The sequence below is a fragment of the Pseudomonas panipatensis genome, assembly GCF_900099785.1.
Classification (GTDB): Bacteria; Pseudomonadota; Gammaproteobacteria; order Pseudomonadales; family Pseudomonadaceae; genus Pseudomonas; species Pseudomonas panipatensis.
Window position 1 is genome coordinate 524,639 of the sequence record NZ_FNDS01000001.1, and the last position, 16,411, is coordinate 541,049.

Below are 16,411 nucleotides of genomic sequence, written 5' to 3' on the forward strand. Positions count from 1 at the left end.
GGCTGGTGCTCTGCTCCTGATGCCCCTCAGCCCTGGGTTCCGTTGGAACTGCTGGCGCGCGTCAATGCTGACAAGTTGCATGTCAACCTGCCGGAGGGCGATTGGCAGTGGCTGCGGGATAAGCGCGTCCTGGTGGTGGGTGTCACCGCGCCGGACTACCCGCCGCTGGATATCACCATCAGCGGCGCCGAACTCGAAGGGGTGACCGCGGACTATCTGGGGCTGTTGAGTGAAACGCTTAACGTCAAGATGGAGGTCCGCCGCTATCCCTCCCGGGCTGCCGCCATCGAGGCCTTGCGAGCGGGGGAAATCGACCTGCTCAGCCGAGCGACCAGCTTCGAGGTTCAGGCGCCCGGCCTGCAACTGTCCAAGCCATATTCCGTCAATCAGCCGGTGGTCGTTGGGCCGCAGGATCTCTACCTGGCCAATGACGACCAGTTGGCCGGCAAGCGCATCGCGGTGGTTGCCGACTACTTCTCCAGGGAGGAACTCAGCTCCTACTACCCAAAGGCTGAAGTGGTGTACTTCGACTCGGTCCGTCGGGCCTTGGAGTCCGCGGCGTTGGGGCAGGTGGACGCCTATGTCGGCGATGCCCTGAGCGCCCAGTACCTGATCAGCCAGGGCTATCTGGTCAACCTGAAGCTGCTCAATTTCGCCAGTTTCAACGGGGCCGGCTTCAGCTTCGCGATGAAGAGTTCGGGCAGTCCCTTGCTCTACATCATCAATCAGGCACTCGATAGCACTGGCGCTCAGCAGAGGCTGTCGATCCAGCGGCGCTGGAGCGTCGGCGGCGTATTCTCCATTTCCAATCACCGCTTGATCCTCACCCCGCAGGAGCAACGCTGGCTGGAAAAACATCCCAGGCCGAGATTGGCGGTGAACCAGACACTGGCGCCGTTGACCTTCTTCGATTCTCAGCGCAATTTCCGCGGCATCGTTGCCGACCTGCTGGATCTGATCCAGGCCCGCACCGGGCTGCAGTTCGAGGTACGGCCAACGTCCTCCCTGCCGGACTTGCTGACGCAGTTGCGCCGGGGCAGCGTCGATGCCCTGGCCGCCATCAGCCCATCGCCCGAGCGCGAGGAGCAGATGGACTTTACCCGGCCCTATCTGAGCACCTCCTACGTCATTCTTTCGCGCAAGTCCAACGAGTGGTTGCACGACATCAACGACCTGAAGGGCAAGCGGGTGGCCGTCGCTCAGGGCAGTGCGCTGGTTCCGTACATGCATGCCAATTTCCCCGACGTGCACCTGGTCGAAGTCGACACTTTCGCCGATACCTTGCCCTTGCTTCAGGACGGCCGCGTGGACGCGGCGTTGCATCCGATGCTGACGGCCACCTTCATGATCACCCGCTATTACCAGGACCTGCGGATCGCTGCGTCCCTGGATCGCGATCCCGTGCAGTTCTCCATGGCGGTATCGCGGGGCGAGCCGGAGTTGCTGAGCATCCTCAACAAGGCGCTGCTGGCGATCTCGCCGGAGGACATGGCCAACATCATCGGACGCTGGTCGGTCAGCGGCGCCGCCCCCGACAGCATCTGGGAAGGCTATCGCTCGCAGTTCTACTGGCTGCTCTGGAGCGGCCTGTCCTTGCTGGCCCTGATTCTGCTGTGGAACTGGTATCTGCTGGTCAAGGTACGCAATCGCGAGTTGGCCGAGCAGGAGTTGCAGGACCGCCTGGAGTTCAAGCGCGCGCTGATCGATGGCATTCCCCAGCCCGTGTCCGTGCGCGATGCCGAGGGCCGCCTGCTGAGCTGCAACCGCGCGTTCCTCGAGGCGACCGGCATGACGCAGGAGACGTGCCTCGGCACCTTGCTGAGGGATTGCACCTGGCTGGCGCCGGAACAAGCCGAGGCGCTGCATGCGGAGTATCTGCAGATCATGGCTGACGGAGAGCCGAGGGCTGGCGACCGGGTCATGGTCTTCAATGGCGAGGTGCACAAGGTCTACCACTGGGTCACGCCCTACCGGCGCCATAAGGGCGGCGAGCTGGGCATGGTGTGTGGCTGGGTCGACGTGACCGAGCGAGAGCGCCTGCTGCAGTTGCTGGAAATCGCCAAGGAGCAGGCCGAGGCGGCCAGCCGGGCGAAGAGCACCTTCCTGGCGACCATGAGCCATGAGATCCGTACGCCGATGAATGCGGTGATCGGCATGCTCGAACTGTCGCTGACCCGCAGCAAGTGTGGCTCGTGCAAGGAGGTGGGGCCCATCGAGGTCGCCTACGAGTCGGCCAAGTCCCTGCTCTTGCTGATCGGCGACATCCTCGATGTCGCCAAGATCGAGTCCGGTCGCCTGACCTTGCTGCCCGAGCGCGCCAAGCTGCGCGAGCTGATCGAGTCGGTGGCGCGGGTCTTCGACGGCCTGGCGCGGCAGAAAGGCTTGCAGCTCAAGTTGGAGATCGAGACCGAGGCGGCCTGCGATGTGCTGATCGACCCGCTGCGATTCAAGCAGATCCTGTCCAACCTGGTGAGCAATGCCATCAAGTTCACCGACCAAGGCAGCGTGTGGGTCAGGGTGGCGGGTGAGCCGCTGCAGGGAAGCCGGCTGGCGTTGGAGGTGTGTGTCGAGGACAGTGGCATCGGTATCGCCGAGGAGGACCAGCGGCAATTGTTCGAACCCTTCAGCCAGGTGTCCCACAGTAGCCGTGCGAACCAGGGCGGCACAGGGTTGGGGCTGAATATCTGCCGCAAGCTGGCGGAAATGATGGGCGGCTCGGTGCGCCTGGAAAGCACGCCGGGCGAGGGCACCAAGGTTCAGGTCAAGCTGGTGCTGCAAGTGCTCGAACCCATCGCGGAAGTCGAGCCGGCCATCAATTTCCTCGCCCCTGTGCCACGGTCTTCGATGCGCATCCTGATTGTCGACGACCATCCCGCCAATCGCATGCTGCTGGCCCAGCAGCTACAGCATCTCGGACACAACCTGGTGATGGCGATGGATGGCGGCGAAGCGCTGCAGTTGTGGCGGCCGGGCGAGTTCGACCTGGTCATCACCGACTGCAACATGCCGGTGCTCAGCGGTTACAGCCTGGCCAGGCGCATCCGTGAGATCGAGCGGGAAAATGGCTTGGCGCGCATGCCGATTCTGGGCTTCACCGCCAATGCGCAGCCGGATGAGATCAGCCGTTGCAAGGAGGCGGGGATGGATGATTGCCTGTTCAAGCCCATCAGCCTGGAGCACCTGCGTGTCCACCTGGAGCACATCCAGCGCACCAGTGAGGTAGTGCCGTCCGCGCCAGTCGAAGCGCTGCCGGAGGATGACCTGGACTTCCATTCATTGGCGGAGATGACGGGCGACAACTCGGACCTCATTCGCAGCCTGATCGTCGAACTGATTTCCAGTAACGAGGCGGATGCGGGGTTACTCGAGCCGTTGCTGCAAACGCAGGACTGGAAGCGCCTGGGCGAGCTGGCGCATCGCATCAAGGGCGCGGCGCGCCTGGTCGGCGCCGGCTTGTTGCGCGATTGCTGCGCGGAATTGGAGAAGGCCTGCGTCGATCATGCGGAATTCGCCGAGATACGTCGCTGCGTCCAGCAGTTGCAGAGGGCGCTGGAAGCACTGCAGGGGCGGCTGAACGGCTATCTGCAGCAGCTCGACGAGGGGCGTTCGCCTTCGGAGCTTGGCGCGCCTGCCCAGCGGCGGCACGACAAGCCCGCGACGGCCTGAAGAGAATCAAACCGGGCTTGAACGCCCGGTCATCTCGCGCGCCATTTCAGTGGCGTAGCTGTCCGTCATCCCGGCGATGAAATCGATGACCCGCAGGAAGGCCTTGTACAAGGGCCACTGCGGGTCCGGGGCGTTATGTCCGAGCAGATCGAGGATTCGTTGGTTCTTGAACGATGGCGTACGCCCTCCGCGCTGCTCCAGGGCGGCTCCGCAGAAAGAGTTGAGGAGGATTTCCAGGGTGGTGTAGGCGCCGATCTCATGCAGTGTCTTGCGCTTGTCCTGGAAGATCTTCTCCCTGGCCAGGGCCTTGGCCTGCTGCACGCAGCGCTTGGCCGGACCACTCATGTGTTCCACCAGGTCGCCGCTCAGGCTGCCTTCCAGCAGGGCGCGCTTCTGTTCGACGAAGGCGCGGGCGGCGGCGTTGCTCAGGTGCTCGATGGCCTTGCCACGAAGGATTGCCAGCCTGCGTCTGCGCGAGTCCTGCGGGCCCAGTTGGCGATAGGTCTCCGGTAGGTCGTCGCCGACCAGATCGAGGAGCAGGGCTTCCACCTCCGGGTAGTCGAGCAGGTCCATTTCCAGACCGTCTTCCAGGTCGATGAGGCCGTAGCAAATGTCGTCCGCCGCTTCCATCAGGTACACCAGCGGGTGGCGTGCCCAGCGCTCGTTTTCCAGTTGCGGCATGCCCAGCTTGGCGGCGATCTGTTCGAGGAGCGGCAGCTCGCTCTGGTAGCAGCCGAACTTGTGCTTCTTGTAGCCCAGGGAGTCGGCATGGCGCGCGGTCCAGGGGTATTTCAGGTAGCTGCCGAGCGTCGCGTAAGTCAGGCGCGTCCCGCCGTCGAACTGGTGGTATTCCAGTTGCGTGAGGACGCGGAAGCCCTGGGCGTTGCCCTCGAAGTGCAGGAAGTCGGCGCGCTCGTCGGCATCCATGTCGTCCAGCCAGCCGCGTCCGGCGGCCTGTTGGAACCAGTGGCGGATGGCGTCTTCGCCGGAGTGACCGAAGGGTGGGTTGCCGATGTCGTGGGCCAGGCAGGCGGACTGCACGATCACGCCCAGGTCGCTGGGATCGCACCACTCCGGCAGTTCACTGCGCAGCATCTCGCCGACCCGCATGCCCAGGGAGCGGCCGACGCAGCCGACTTCCAGCGAGTGGGTCAGGCGGGTATGGATGTGGTCGTTGCTGGATACCGGGTGGACCTGGGTCTTGCGCCCCAGGCGGCGGAAGGCGCCGGAGAAGATGATGCGGTCGTGGTCCTTGTGGAAGGCGCTGCGGCCGAGTTCCGTGTCGCTGTGCACGGGTTTGCCGAGGCGCTCTCGCGGGAGCAGGGTATGCCAGTCCATTCGCTCGTCCAATTATCGAGGGATGGGCGTCACGCTACCCGCTGCAGACGGCAATCTCAATCGGCGGTTGTCACAGCCCTTCGGCATCGATGTCGATTAGCAGCAGACGGCGGCCATTGTCGATGAACTGTCCGGCGGTCATGCAGTATTGGTTGGAGGTGGCATCGCGGTAGGTGTTGGAGAGTGTCAGGCGGCGCTCCTCCCAGCCCTCGGCGAGCAGTTGGTAGAAGTAGGGGCGCCAGGACCAGTTGTGCCCGACATAGCGGCGATCCTCCTTCCAGAACAGTCCGTTCCATTCGAGGTTCGGCGAGATTTGCGTGCCGTGGCGGTCGCATTGGTAGATGCGCAGCAGGCGCGGAAAGGCTTCGGGGGCCGGAAGGCTGCTGAGCATGGCGCCGCTTTCGGCCCAGGGGCGCAATCCATTCATCAGCTCGGCGAGTTGCCGGCGCAACTGCACCAGGCTGCCGCGTTCTTGCAGCTTGCGCCGCACATAGTGGTCGCGCAGTTGGCTGAACGCGCCCAGATAGGCATCGCTGGGGGGGAACTCCAGAGCGGGCCGGGCGAACAGAAAGCCCTGTACGAAGCGGGCACCACATTCGAGGGCGAAGTGCATCTCCGCTTCGGTTTCCACGCCTTCGGCGATGATCCAGCAGCCGGTCTTCTCGGCCATCTGTGCCAGGGCCTTGACCACTTCGCCGCTGGGGCCGCCGCGCGCGGCCTGCTGGAACAGGCGCATGTCGAGCTTGAGGATGTCCGGTTGCAGCGTCAGCACCCGGTCGAGTTGCGAATAGCCGGCGCCGAAGTCGTCGATGGCGATGCGCGCGCCCGCTTCCCGGTAGCGCGCCACCACCTCCGGCAAGCGTTGGTTGCCGCCACTCAGTTCGGTGATCTCGAATACCACGCGGCGTGGATCGACGCCGTGCTGCTGCAACTGCTTGAGGCTCGGCAGTGGCTGGTTGGGGCGCAGACGGCCGATCCAGCGCGGGGAGATGTTCAGGCTGAGGAACCAGTCGTCGGGCACCTCGCGCAAGCGCGCGAGGGCATCGTCGCGTATCTGTCGGTCGAGGCGCCGCAACGCCGCCGGGGAAACCTTGGAATCGAAGAACAGCGGGCCGACGGATGTCAGCTTGCCATCGGCGCTACGCAACCGGCCAAGGGCCTCGACACCGGCGATCAGTCCGGTGGCGGTGTCGATGAAGGGCTGGAAGCAGGCGATCGGTTGCCCATCGATCAAGGGACACATCCTTAGTGGTGAGGAATCGGGGAGGCGCGATGCCGATGCCTCCGTTCAGAATCACCTTAAGCAAGAATGCAGCCAGCATGCTCAGGAAGGCGGATCGGATTCAGCCTTTGTCGTTGCCGTGGTTTGCTGGCGCAACTTGAACAGCAGGGGCGCGAGAATCAGGCCCAGGCGCAGCAGACGCAGCCAGCGGCGTTTGCGTCCGAGCAGCAAGGCGAGCGTTGCGGCTCCACCGCCGGCGGCCCACAGCGGGCTGAAGCCGTGCAGTTGCTGACGCACGCTCTGGCCGAGGTCGCGGGCCTGGCGCAAGGGCTGCAGCAACAACTGGGCTTCCTGCTGCAACTGCTGGCGCTGCAACTCCAGGCGCAGGCGAACGATGGCTTTGCGCATTTCACGGCGCGAAGGACGGGCGGGCAGGTTCGGGAGTTCACTCATGGCAGCAGGCGCTCCCGATCTCGGGCCAATTCTTCGAGGGTTGCGCCGAAGGGCGAGCTGTCTTCGTCGAGCAAACCATGCAGGCGCCAGGCGCAGAGTCCGGCGCCCAGGCAATAGAACAGGCACAGGCCGATGGCCGCGGTCATTCGGTAGCTGTCCCAGAACACCAGCAATACCAGTAGCGACAGGCCCATGATCAGCAGCAGCGCGAAGATCAGGCCGAGCCCGGCGAACAGGAGCAGCGTCAGGGTACGGCTCTTCTGCTCCTGCAGCTCCAGGCCGAACAATTCGACATGGCCTTGCAGCAGGCCGATGAAAGCGGCGCCGAAGCGCCGCAGGGAGGGACTGTTGCCCTGATTGGCGCCAGCGGCGTCCTTACCGTCGCTCATGGATCAGCGCCGCCCCACCAACAGGCCGAGCAGGAAGCCGACGCCGGCGGCCACGCCCACGGCCTGCCAAGGGTGATCGCCCAGGTAGTCTTCGGTGGCGTCCACTGCGGCCTTGCTCTGATCGCGCAGCAGGCCCTGGGCGGAGTCGATCCGCTCGCGGGCCTTGCTCAAGCCGGTGCGCAGTTGATCGCGCAAATGCTCGGCTTCTTCGCCGGCCAGGCCAGCGGAGCTTTGCAGGAGTTTCTCGGTATCGGCGACCAAGGCCTGGAATTCGGCCATCAGTTCGTCCCTGGCGGTGTTCACATCGGGCTTGCGTGGCATGTGAGGCTCCTTGAGGTTGCGGGGTTCAATACGGTCGAGCCCCTTGGCTGCGGGAAGTTTCCCATAAATTGACGGCGAGACGGTCTAGCCTTTCCGGCGAGCACGTCTGTTTCAGTGAAGACCACTTCAACGGGCTTTGCTTTGCCCGCGCGATGGTATGCCGCTTGCAACTCTGTGGTGCGAAAGCCGGTGAGAGTGCCCTATCGAGGGGCGTTCAGGGATATCCAAGGGTCGCCGGAATTTCTTCTAACCATTTGAAATAAAAGAAAAAAGCCAAATCGGTGAGGTGTCTGTCACGGAGCGCTTGCTGCGTTCTGGGGCAGGCCTTCGAGCATTCCCGGTGCGCATCTGCTTCATGCTGGTGCGACTATTCGTGGCAGTGGGCTGTTTTGGTGCTTTTCGATTCAATCTAGGGCTGCCGATCGCTATGGAAAACCTGAACAGTGCCGTGGAAACCCTGATCCACGGCTCCAACACGCTCTTTATCCTGCTTGGCGCGGTGATGGTTCTGGCCATGCACGCCGGTTTCGCCTTCCTCGAAGTCGGAACCGTGCGGCAAAAGAACCAGGTCAACGCGCTGTCGAAGATTCTTTCCGACTTCGCCATTTCCTGCCTGGTGTATTTCTTTGTCGGTTACTGGATCGCCTACGGCGTCAACTTCCTCAGGCCGGCGTCGGAGCTGAGCGCGGAGAACGGCTATGCGCTGGTCAAGTTCTTCTTCCTGCTGACCTTCGCCGCGGCCATTCCGGCGATCATTTCCGGAGGCATCGCCGAGCGCGCCAAGTTCGCCCCGCAGCTATGCGCCACGGCACTGATCGTTGCCTTTCTCTATCCCTTCTTCGAAGGCTTGGTATGGAACGGCAACCATGGCTTGCAGGATTGGCTGAAACTGCAATTCGGCGCGCCTTTCCATGATTTCGCCGGATCGGTCGTGGTGCATGCCTTCGGTGGCTGGCTGGCGCTGGCTGCGGTGCTGTTGCTCGGCCCACGCAATGGTCGCTACCGCGATGGCCGGCTGGTGGCTTTCGCTCCCTCGAACATTCCTTTCCTCGCGCTGGGCTCCTGGATCCTCATCGTCGGCTGGTTCGGCTTCAACGTGATGAGCGCGCAGACCTTGAATAACGCCAGTGGCCTGGTGGCGGTGAACTCGCTGCTGGCCATGGTCGGGGGGACGGTCGCTTCGCTGCTGGTCGGTCGCAACGACCCCGGCTTCCTGCACAACGGCCCGTTGGCCGGACTGGTGGCGGTCTGCGCCGGCTCCGACCTGATGCACCCGGTCGGCGCCCTGGCCACCGGCCTGGTGGCCGGCGCCCTGTTCGTTTGGGTCTTCACCCTTATCCAGACCCGCTGGAAGATCGACGACGTGCTCGGCGTATGGCCGTTGCACGGCCTCTGCGGTGCCTGGGGCGGCATCGCTTGTGGGGTGTTCGGCCAGCAGGCGCTGGGTGGCCTGGGTGGGGTCAGTCTGCTCAGCCAGACGCTGGGGACCGTGGCTGGCGTCCTGATCGCTTTCGCCGGCGGGCTGCTGGTCTATGGCGGCATCAAGGCGGCCGTGGGGATCCGTCTGAGTCAGGAAGAGGAGTATTACGGGGCTGATCTGTCGATCCACAAGATCGGTGCGGTCAGCCACGAGTAACGCGGATCGGGCGGCTCCTGCGGGCCGCTCTTCCCGTCTGCGTATTCACGCCGCCGGGCGCCTTTGTCGATGCTGCTCGGCGCATCTTTCGCAATGGTTCGCGCGGCCAGAAAAAAGCCCCGCCAGGGCGGGGCTCAAACCAAAGGTGTTGTCGCGGAAGCCCGCCGATCGGCCACCCATGCGTCGTGGGTGGCCGAGGCCTCCGTCAAGCGGCTCTTACCACAGTGGCATGGTGTAGCTGACGATCAGACGGTTCTCGTCGACCGAGTTGCTGGACGTGCTGTTCTGCGCGTAGTTGCTGCGGGTGGTCGCGTTACGCCACTTGATGCCGAGACCTTTCACCGGGCCTTCCTGGAAGACGTAGGCGATGTCGGTATCGCGTTCCCACTCGTGGCCATCCTCGCTGGTGGTCAACTGGTCGATGCCGGTGCCCTTCACGTAACGGGTCATGAAGGTCAGGCCGGGAATGCCGAGGCCGGCGAAGTTGTAGTCGTAGCGCGCCTGCCAGGATTTCTCGTCCTTGTTGGCGAAGTCCAGCACCTGCACAAAGTTCACCAGGTACGGATCGGTACCGTTGATGTAGGCGAAGCCGGTGTCGCCGCTCATCTTCTGGTAGCCGAGGCCGAAGGCGTTGTAGCCCAGGTTGTAGGTGAACATGGCGTTGATCGCCTTGTTGTCTACGTTGCTGGTGCCGTCGTCGGTGGACTTGGCGAAGCGGATATCGGACTTCAGCGACTGGCCATCGGTGATCGGCAGGTTGTAGACGGCGGTCAGGTAGTGCTGCTTGTAGAAGTCCTTCAGCTCGCCGTAGTGGTAGCCGGTGCTGAAGTTCTTGTTCCACTGGTAGGTACCGCCGGCGAAGTCGAATTCGTTGGTGGTGGTGCCTTTGGCGAAGCTGATGTTCTTCTTGCCACCGGTGGTGACAGTCATTTCCTGGTAATCGGTGGAATCGCGCAGGTTGGTCTGGTTCAGGCGGCCGCCATCGAGGGTCAGGCCATCGATCTGCGTGGAGTTCACCGCGCTACCCAGGAAGACCTGCGGCAGCAGGCGCGTATCGTTGGGCACGATGACCGGCAGTTTGGGGATCAGTGTCCCCATCTTCAGGGTGTTCTTTTCGTAGCGCAGTTTGGCGGTCATGCCCAGCTTGCTGTAGTCGTCCGGGGCGGAGCCGTCGGCGGTCTTCGGTAGCAGGCCGGTGCCCGAACGCGCCGGGCTGGAATCCAGCTTCAGGCCCAGCATGCCGATGGCATCGACGCCAACGCCGATGGTGCCGTCGGTGTAGCCGGATTCGTAGCGCAGGATGAAGCCCTGGGCCCACTCTTCAGCCTTGCTCTGCTGGGCCGAGGTGGAGCTGCGGAAGTCGCGGTTGAAGTAGAAGTTGCGTAGTTCAACGCTGGCTTTGCTATCCGAGATGAAGTCGGCGTGAGCCAGGGATGGAAGGATAAAGCTGGTACCCAGCGTGGACAGAGCCACGGCACGGGCGATCGGGGTCTTGCTCATTGTTATTGTCTCCTCGAGCGCGGGGTGCAGTTCGGTAATGCCGGATCCGTACCGGCATGTCGATCTGTTACAGCCTGTCTACTAAATCATTACAGCTTTTGTCCGACTCTTAGACCTTAGTCGCTGTTTACGCAGATATCCCGCTGATTTGCTTGCCAATGAGCAGTGAAAGAAATAGCCGAAGGAAGGAAGGTAAATTTCGCTCGATGAAACCGACTTTTCGCTACTGAATCCAGGTCGGGTAGTAGCCGAGGCGGTCCTGGGCATCGGCGTCGTGGGCCGGGATTACGCTGATCTCCGGGTGGGCGCGCATCAGCAGGCGGACCCGGGCGAGCGCCGCCAGCGTCCGCTGGCGGTCCTGGTCGACCAGTTTCCGGCTGATCCAGAACTTTTCGTGCGGCCCATCGAAGGCGGAGAGCCGCCAACTGGTGTCGCCGCTGAAGAGGAAGCGCCGGCCGTCCTCCAGGGTGACGAACAGGCCGACCGAACCAGGCGAATGACCGGGCATGGGCACCAGTACCAGGCTGCCGTCGCCGAACAGGTCGAGACTGGCGTCGAAGCCGAGGAACGGCCCGGACGAGAATTCGTAAGGCGTCCAGCGGGTGCCGCGACTGAATTCGCTGGGGAACACCGCCGGCGGGGTGCCGGTTTGTGCGTATTCGATTTCTTCATAGGGCGCCCAGACAGGCACGTCGGGAAAGTCCGACAGGCCCGAGGCATGGTCCCAGTGGGCATGGGAGAGCAGGATGCGATCGACGCGGATGCCACTGCCGTTCAGTTGTGCGCGAACCGGCTTCACCTCGCCGAAGCGGAACAATGGCTTGCCCCACCAGGGCATGTCCTGATCGAACTGTGCCCTGGCGTGGCTGCCCAGGCCGGTATCGAACAGCAGTGTCGCGGCGTGGTGCTGAATCAGCACGGCCGTGTGGTTGAAGCGGGCCCGGTGTATCCAGGAGCCGCCAGCCACGCTCAGGGCCTCCAGGGTGCTGGTCCCGGACGTGCGCACCAGGGCGAAGCGTATGCCTGCCGCTTCAGCGTGCAGGCTGGCGATCCCTGCCAGCAGGGCGAGGATCAGAAGGACTGAGCGCATGTTTCACACTCCATGTTCGGGCAGGAAGGGAGAGGCTTCGGCGGCGCCGAAGCGCAGGGGCAGGCGTCCTGGGCGCAGGGTCCAGCGAGCGACTTGCAGGTTCAGCAGGCGTTCCGCACCGGCAGGCATCGCCAGGCCGTGGCGGGCAGCGTCTTGCGGCCAGTGAATCCGCGCGCGGGCCTCCAGGTGCAAGAGGTCGCCGTTGGCGAAGTCGACGAACAGCAGGGCGCAGCGCGCGTCCTGCGCCAGGTTGCCGAGGGTGTTGAAGTAGTGGTTGCCGCGATAGTCCGGCAGCCAGAGCTGGCCGTCCGCGCCAAGCCGGACGAAGCCCGGATGGCCGCCGCGATGGGAAATGTCGACCCCGCCGTTATCCCCCGCGGGGTGTTGGCTGGCGATGAACAAGGTGTCGCTGCGTTGCACCAGTTCCAGCCAGGCCGGGTCGAGCCCGTGGCCCTGGAGACTTGGCGCGGCGGTTCGTGGGGTGGGCGCGTAGTGGCGGGCCTGGATGTACTTCGGGCAGTTGCCGAAGGACTGTTGCACGTGCAGGACGAAGCCCGTCTCATCGACCGCCGTCAGTCTCCCGTTCAGGCGATTGCGCCGCCGCGTCGGCAGTTCCAGGCCGAGCAGACCCAGGCGGGCGCCCGTCGTCAGGTTGGCGGCAAGCGGGTCGTCGGCCTCGGGCGAGGCCTCGACCCGCAACAGCCGTGGTTCCGGCGAATGGGCGAATCCCGGCGGGCCCCAGAGCACCGAGGCCTGGGGCTGGCCATCGGCGTCGGCGCTACCGACCAGCAGCCAGGGCAGCAGCGGAAAGAATTCCCGGTGCTGCTCCGGCATGAAGTCGCGGATCGCGCGCGCGCCGAAATCGGCCATCTTGTCGCGGACGCCGGCGCGCGCCTGAATCTCCAGTTCGCCGGGATGGAAGGGGCTGTCCATGCTCGTTCAAAGCGCCGGTAACGGCAGGTAGCCGGGCAGGGCGCGTACGCGATCCAGCCAGGCCAGCACATGCGGGTGGCCCGCCAGTTCGAGGCCGCCTTCGCCAGCCAGCGCCACATAGGGGTAGACCGCCACGTCGGCGATGCTCGGTGCCGCGGTGCGTGCCAGCCAGGTGTGCCGCGACAATTCGCTGTCGAGCAGTTCCAGCGCCTGGCGTCCCTTGGCTTGTGCCGTGGCCAGATCCCCTGGGCGTTTGAGCAGCAGGATCACCCGCGCATCGGCCGGGCCGTGCTGGATTTCATTGGCGGCGAAGCTCAGCCAGTGAGCGATGCGCCCCTGGGTTTGCGCATCCAGCGGATACCAGGACTCATCGGCATAGCGCCGTGCCAGGTAGACCAGGATGCCCTGGGAGTCGCCAAGGGCGAAGTCGCTGTCCTCCAGCGCGGGAACCTGGCCGCGTGGATTGATGGCGAGGAACTCGGCGCGCTTGTGCGCGCCGGTGCGCAGGTCGACGTTGATCAGTTCGGTCTTCTGGCCGATCAGGCTAAGGAACAGGCGGACTTTGTAGGCATTACCGGAGAGCGGGACATCGTGCAGTTTCATGGCTGAGTTCCCTTGGGCTTGGGCGGTTGGTGGGGCGTGCGGAAGTGCTGTGATGGATATTAGACAGACAGGTCTGTATAGTTCAAGCGGAAATTTTCACTCGCCCATTTCCCTTTGCCTGGCAGGCGGTACATGCCGCGGCCGGCTCGCGCATAATGGCGGGCCAGGAGGTGCCCATGTCATCCAGTAAACCGGCTTCCAGCAAGCGCGAGCTGCTGCTCAATACCGCACTCGATCTGTTCTACCGCGAGGGCTATCACGCCACCGGCATCGATCGCATCCTCGCTGAGTCCGGCGTGGCGAAGATGACCCTGTACAAGCACTTCAAGTCCAAGGACGAGTTGATCATGGCGGCGCTGGAAGAGCGCCACGCGCGCATGCGGGAGCGAGTCCGCGAAGGCATGCCGGCGGAGCCGCGCGCGGCCATCCTGGCGATGTTCGATGGCCTGCATGCCTTCCTGCAGCAGCAGGACTTCTGTGGCTGCGCGTTCATCCATGCCGCCGCCGAGTTCCATGACCGCTCGCACCCCATTCACCGCCTGGCGGCCGAGCACAAGCAATTCATCGAGACCTTCTTCCGCACGCAACTGGAACGGCTGGGTGCCGAACAGCCGGCTAAACTGGCGCGACAGCTGCAATATCTGGCGGAGGGCGTGCTGGTCATGGCGCACATGCATGGCCCCGCCGATCAGGCGCTGGAGGCTCGCGACGCTGCGGACAGCCTGCTGCGCGGCGCCGGTCTTTGACGCATGGAGAATGGTATGAACCCTGAATGCCAGTTGTTCGGCACCCTTGGCTGCCACCTTTGCGAAGTGGCGGAAGCCGTGCTGATGCCTTTCGTCGAACACGGTCTGCTGGTCGAACTGGTGGACATTGCCGACCGCGAGGAGTGGGTGGCCCGCTATGGCCTGAGCATCCCCGTGCTGCGCCGCTGTGACAGCGGTGCGGAGCTGAACTGGCCGTTCGACGCCGAACAGATCGCCGCCTTCCTGCGCGGCTGACACTTTCCCTTCGGATTGCCCGGCGCTGGGCCGTGCTCCGCTCGCTGCGCCGCGGCTATCCATTGCTCATAGAGAGGACTGCAGCATGAACATCGGATTTCTCGGGCTCGGCGGCATGGGCGCGGCCATGGCGGCCAACCTGGTCAAGGCCGGCCACCAGGTCCGCGTCTGGAATCGCTCGGCGGCGGCGTTGGAGCCCTTGCTCGCCCTCGGAGCGACGGCAGCGGCGGACCCGGTCGCGGCGTTCGATGGCGAGGTGGTGATCTCGATGCTTGCCGATGACGCCGCGACCCGCGCGGTGATCTTCGACAGCGGCGCCCTGGCTTCCGCCAAGCCGGGGTTGATCCATTTGGGCATGGCCACGCTTTCCGTCGATCTGGTCGGCGAACTGGTGGCGCGGCATCGCGAGCGAGGTGTGGTCTACGTCGCGGCGCCGGTGTTCGGGCGTACCGATGTGGCCGCCGCCGGCAAGCTGAACATCCTCGCCGCCGGTCCGGCGCAGGCCATCGCCACGGTTCAGCCGCTGCTCGACGCCATGGGCCAGAAGACCTGGCCATTGGGCGAGGACCCACTGCGTGCGGCGGTGGTGAAGATTGCCGGCAATTTCATGATCGCCAGCGCCATCGAAGCGATGGGCGAGAGTTCGGCGCTGGTGAAGCGCTTCGGTGTGGAGCCGGCGCAGCTACTGGAGATCATGAGCGGCACCCTGTTCGACGCGCCGGTGTACCGCAACTACGGGGCGCAGATCGCCGCGCAGCGCTACGAGCCGGCTGCGTTTCGTCTGGTGCTGGGCTTGAAGGATGTCGGCCTGGCGCTGTCGGCGGGGCAGGGCCGGCACGTACCGCTGCCATTCGCCAGTGTGCTGCGCGATAACCTGCTGGAGGCGATCGCCCAGGGCGATGGTGAGCGTGACTGGGCGGCTCTGGCGCAAGTCGCCATGCGCCGCTCCGGCCAGGACTGAATTCTCGCGATGAAACAGCCCGTCAGCGATGGCGGGCGTTGCGCGGCGAAAAAACGCGGGCAATAAAAAACCCGCCGATTAAGGCGGGTTTTTCGGGATTTGGTCGGAGCGACTGGATTCGAACCAGCGACCTTCTCGTCCCGAACGAGACGCGCTACCAAGCTGCGCTACGCTCCGTTTGATGGCGCGCATTCTACCGAAAAACTTTTGATGCACAAGGGGTTAGCGAAAATTTTTTTTCGTTGGCGGATTTTCTCCGGCGCAGAAAGCCGACGCCCCACAGGACACTAGCGTCCTGTGGGGCGTCGAGACGGCTGGCAAGGCGAGTGGTGGTGGATCAGAGATCCTTCACGCTGCGCACCTGGTCTTTGTTGATGCGCACACGTTTGCCGTCCAGTTGTTCGAATTCGTAGAAGCCGGACTTCTCGTCATATTTGGGCGTGTCGGTGGACTGGATTTCACGACCGTCGTTCAAGGTGACGACGCTGGGGCTGGAGCAGCCGGCGAGAACGCCAAAACCCAGGGCGAGCAGGAAGGCTGGAAGCGCCCGTTTGATCATTCGTAAATCTCCTGTACGGCATTACAAAAAATTGAGTACGAATTTTCCGACATTGCTTCGACCGGCAAAGTTCCCCCGATGTGCCGCCAGCGCCCGAGTCACTCCTGGGGCGAGCCTTGCAGCAGTTCCGGCGTATTCAGGTTGATCAGCCGCGGGTCATCTTTCTCGCAGGGGACGGCCTGTGCGCCCAGCGGTAGCAGGATATGGCGCGGGCTGCGCTCGCCGCGTTGCCAGGCCGCTTCCAGTGGCGCCGCCAGGCTGCGGGGCAGCATGCAGAACAGCGGCTCCCATTGCTCGCCAGCGCGCAGCATGTGGGCGACGTCGGGCGCCGCGGCCGAGGCGCGGCGCAGGCTGTCGAGGAGCGCCGCGTCTATGCAAGGCGCATCGCACGGCAGTACCAGCAACCAGGGGTGGCGTGCCACGGCGAGGCCGGCGCGGATGCCGGCGAGCGGGCCGGGGTAGTCCGGGGTGTCGTCCTGCACCAGGCGATCGGCATAGGGCCGGTAGCGCTCGGCATTGCGGTTGCAGGAGATGATCAGGTCGTCGCTCAGCGGTCGTACCTGCTCGTACAGATAGCTGATCAGCGGTCGCCCGCGCCATTCCAGCAGGCCCTTGTCGTGGCCGCCCATGCGCTGGCCGCGTCCGCCGGCGAGCAGCAGCACGGAGCAGGGGGGCAGGGCTGTGTCAGGCATGGCGCGGTCTCCGGAACGGGCCTGTGATATAACACCGGCCATCCTTT

At 64.2% G+C, this 16,411-nt stretch carries 16 protein-coding genes and 1 tRNA gene; 5 read left to right on the forward strand and 12 right to left on the reverse strand.

The window, feature by feature from the left end:
- The first annotated feature begins 75 nt into the window (after positions 1 to 75).
- A complete protein-coding gene (locus BLQ74_RS02500) occupies positions 76 to 3,666 on the forward strand; it encodes a transporter substrate-binding domain-containing protein (protein ID WP_244507130.1) in 3,591 nt (1,196 codons plus the stop codon).
- A 6-nt stretch (positions 3,667 to 3,672) separates the two neighbouring features.
- Here the strand turns inward: BLQ74_RS02500 and BLQ74_RS02505 are convergent, their stop codons facing one another.
- From BLQ74_RS02505 to BLQ74_RS02525, 5 genes are all read right to left on the reverse strand, one after another.
- Positions 3,673 to 5,004, reverse strand: a complete 1,332-nt coding sequence (locus BLQ74_RS02505; protein WP_090260511.1) for a deoxyguanosinetriphosphate triphosphohydrolase — start codon at positions 5,002 to 5,004, stop codon at positions 3,673 to 3,675.
- 70 nt (positions 5,005 to 5,074) lie between these two features.
- Positions 5,075 to 6,238: an EAL domain-containing protein gene (locus BLQ74_RS02510; RefSeq protein ID WP_090260513.1), complete on the reverse strand. Its 1,164-nt coding sequence runs from the start codon at positions 6,236 to 6,238 to the stop codon at positions 5,075 to 5,077.
- A 90-nt stretch (positions 6,239 to 6,328) separates the two neighbouring features.
- The gene (locus BLQ74_RS02515; RefSeq protein ID WP_090260515.1) at positions 6,329 to 6,679 is read right to left on the reverse strand and encodes a hypothetical protein; all 351 of its coding nucleotides are present in this window, start codon (positions 6,677 to 6,679) and stop codon (positions 6,329 to 6,331) included.
- Positions 6,676 to 7,068, reverse strand: coding sequence for a phage holin family protein (locus tag BLQ74_RS02520; RefSeq protein ID WP_090260517.1), 393 nt, complete (start codon positions 7,066 to 7,068; stop codon positions 6,676 to 6,678). Before BLQ74_RS02520 ends, BLQ74_RS02515 begins: the two co-directional genes overlap by 4 nt.
- Before the next feature lie 3 nt (positions 7,069 to 7,071).
- The gene (locus BLQ74_RS02525) at positions 7,072 to 7,389 is read right to left on the reverse strand and encodes an ElaB/YgaM/YqjD family protein (protein WP_090260519.1); all 318 of its coding nucleotides are present in this window, start codon (positions 7,387 to 7,389) and stop codon (positions 7,072 to 7,074) included.
- Positions 7,390 to 7,816: 427 nt separating this feature from the next.
- On the opposite strand from BLQ74_RS02525, the gene BLQ74_RS02530 reads away from it, so the two are divergent.
- On the forward strand, positions 7,817 to 9,025 hold the full coding sequence (locus BLQ74_RS02530; RefSeq protein ID WP_090260521.1) for an ammonium transporter: 1,209 nt from the start codon (positions 7,817 to 7,819) through the stop codon (positions 9,023 to 9,025).
- A 216-nt stretch (positions 9,026 to 9,241) separates the two neighbouring features.
- Here the strand turns inward: BLQ74_RS02530 and BLQ74_RS02535 are convergent, their stop codons facing one another.
- The 4 genes from BLQ74_RS02535 to BLQ74_RS02550 form a co-directional block, all read right to left on the reverse strand.
- Entirely contained in the window at positions 9,242 to 10,525 is a 1,284-nt protein-coding gene (locus BLQ74_RS02535; protein ID WP_090260523.1) for an OprD family porin, read from the reverse strand.
- Positions 10,526 to 10,748: 223 nt separating this feature from the next.
- Positions 10,749 to 11,615 carry an MBL fold metallo-hydrolase gene (locus tag BLQ74_RS02540; RefSeq protein WP_090260525.1) on the reverse strand — a complete coding sequence of 289 codons (867 nt, stop codon included), beginning with the start codon at positions 11,613 to 11,615 and terminating at the stop codon, positions 10,749 to 10,751.
- Between the two features lie 3 nt (positions 11,616 to 11,618).
- The gene (locus BLQ74_RS02545) at positions 11,619 to 12,548 is read right to left on the reverse strand and encodes a pyridoxamine 5'-phosphate oxidase family protein (RefSeq protein WP_090260528.1); all 930 of its coding nucleotides are present in this window, start codon (positions 12,546 to 12,548) and stop codon (positions 11,619 to 11,621) included.
- Between the two features lie 6 nt (positions 12,549 to 12,554).
- Complete coding sequence (locus BLQ74_RS02550) at positions 12,555 to 13,151, reverse strand: glutathione S-transferase family protein (protein ID WP_090260530.1); 597 nt, start codon at positions 13,149 to 13,151, stop codon at positions 12,555 to 12,557.
- 176 nt (positions 13,152 to 13,327) lie between these two features.
- Here BLQ74_RS02550 and BLQ74_RS02555 point away from each other — a divergent pair, with 176 nt between their 5' ends.
- From BLQ74_RS02555 to BLQ74_RS02565, 3 genes are all read left to right on the forward strand, one after another.
- On the forward strand, positions 13,328 to 13,897 hold the full coding sequence (locus BLQ74_RS02555; RefSeq protein WP_090260533.1) for a TetR/AcrR family transcriptional regulator: 570 nt from the start codon (positions 13,328 to 13,330) through the stop codon (positions 13,895 to 13,897).
- Positions 13,898 to 13,912: 15 nt separating this feature from the next.
- A complete protein-coding gene (locus tag BLQ74_RS02560; RefSeq protein ID WP_090260535.1) occupies positions 13,913 to 14,152 on the forward strand; it encodes a glutaredoxin family protein in 240 nt (79 codons plus the stop codon).
- An 85-nt stretch (positions 14,153 to 14,237) separates the two neighbouring features.
- Entirely contained in the window at positions 14,238 to 15,113 is an 876-nt protein-coding gene (locus BLQ74_RS02565) for an NAD(P)-dependent oxidoreductase (protein ID WP_090260537.1), read from the forward strand.
- Between the two features lie 100 nt (positions 15,114 to 15,213).
- On the opposite strand, the gene BLQ74_RS02570 is transcribed toward BLQ74_RS02565, so the two are convergent.
- The 3 genes from BLQ74_RS02570 to mobA all read right to left on the reverse strand — a co-directional run bounded on the left by BLQ74_RS02570 (position 15,214) and on the right by mobA (position 16,364).
- A tRNA-Pro gene (locus BLQ74_RS02570) sits at positions 15,214 to 15,290 on the reverse strand.
- A 160-nt stretch (positions 15,291 to 15,450) separates the two neighbouring features.
- Positions 15,451 to 15,672 (reverse strand): YgdI/YgdR family lipoprotein, encoded by a 222-nt coding sequence (locus BLQ74_RS02575; RefSeq protein WP_090260539.1) that lies wholly within the window; start codon positions 15,670 to 15,672, stop codon positions 15,451 to 15,453.
- Positions 15,673 to 15,770: 98 nt separating this feature from the next.
- Entirely contained in the window at positions 15,771 to 16,364 is a 594-nt protein-coding gene (gene mobA / locus BLQ74_RS02580; protein WP_090260541.1) for a molybdenum cofactor guanylyltransferase MobA, read from the reverse strand.
- Between the last annotated feature and the right edge of the window lie 47 nt (positions 16,365 to 16,411).